Below are 1,055 nucleotides of genomic sequence, written 5' to 3' on the forward strand. Positions count from 1 at the left end.
ACCGGACATCCCACCGGACACTCCGGCCGGGCACGGCAAAGAGCCCGGTACCTCGATCGGTACCGGGCCCCTCCACCACCGTACTCAGCCGACGAGCTCCGCCTCCCGGACCTGGTCCGCGAGCTGCTCACCGCCGCCCTCCACATGCTGGGCCGGACGCTTGGGCAGGGCGGACATCAGGACGAAGATGACGCCCAGCACCGCGGCCACCCAGACCAGCGCGTGCTGGAAGGCGTCGACGAAGGCCGGTCCGACCTGGGCCGGGGTCAGCCGGTCCCCGATCACCCCGAAGAACACCACCGACACCAGGCCGAGCCCCAGCGCGTTGCCCATCTGCTGCACGGTGTTGATCAGACCGGAGGCCGAACCGGCATGCTCGCGCGGCACCTCCGACAGCACCGCGTCCGTCAGCGGGGCGACGATCAGGCCCATGCCGACACCCATCACCACCAGCGGAAGGGCCATCTGCCAGGGAGCGATGTGCAGGCCGTACCGCCCGGACTCCCAGACGTAGAGAAGCACACCGGCCACCATGAGCAGCGCGCCCGCCTGGAGCACCTTGCGCCCGAAGCGCGGGACCAGCTTCTGCACCGACATCCCGGCCGCCGCGGACACCGCGATCGAGAACGGCACGCCCGTCAGGCCCGCCCGCAGCGGGCTCCAGCCCAGGCCGATCTGCATGTACAGCGTCCAGATCAGGAAGAACACGCCCAGCGCGACCCCGAAGACCGTCTGCACGGCGATGCCCGCGGCGAAGCTCTTCACCCGGAACAGCGACATCTCGACCAGCGGGGAGCCGTCCCGCGCGGCCTTCCGCCGCTCGTACGCCACCAGCGCCGCGAAGACGACCAGCGCGCCCGCCATCGACGCATACCCCCACAGCGGCCAGCCCAGCTCGCGGCCCCGGGTCAGCGGGTAGAGCAGCATCAGCAGGCCGAGCGTCACGAGGGCGACCCCGACCAGGTCCAGCTTCAGCGCACGCGGAGCCTTCGACTCGGTGATGAAGCGGCTGCCGAGCAGGAACGCCGCGACGCCGACCGGCAGGTTGATCAGGA

At 71.0% G+C, this 1,055-nt stretch carries 1 protein-coding gene; it reads right to left on the reverse strand.

Going from position 1 to position 1,055, the window contains the following annotated elements; all coding sequences use genetic code 11:
• Window positions 1–84 precede the first annotated feature (84 nt).
• The coding region (locus BZY54_RS46375) for an MFS transporter (RefSeq protein ID WP_244217676.1) at window positions 85–1,055 on the reverse strand (971 nt) is incomplete at its 5' end.

The sequence above is a fragment of the Streptomyces carpinensis genome (assembly GCF_002154505.1).
GTDB lineage: Bacteria > Actinomycetota > Actinomycetes > Streptomycetales > Streptomycetaceae > Streptomyces > Streptomyces carpinensis.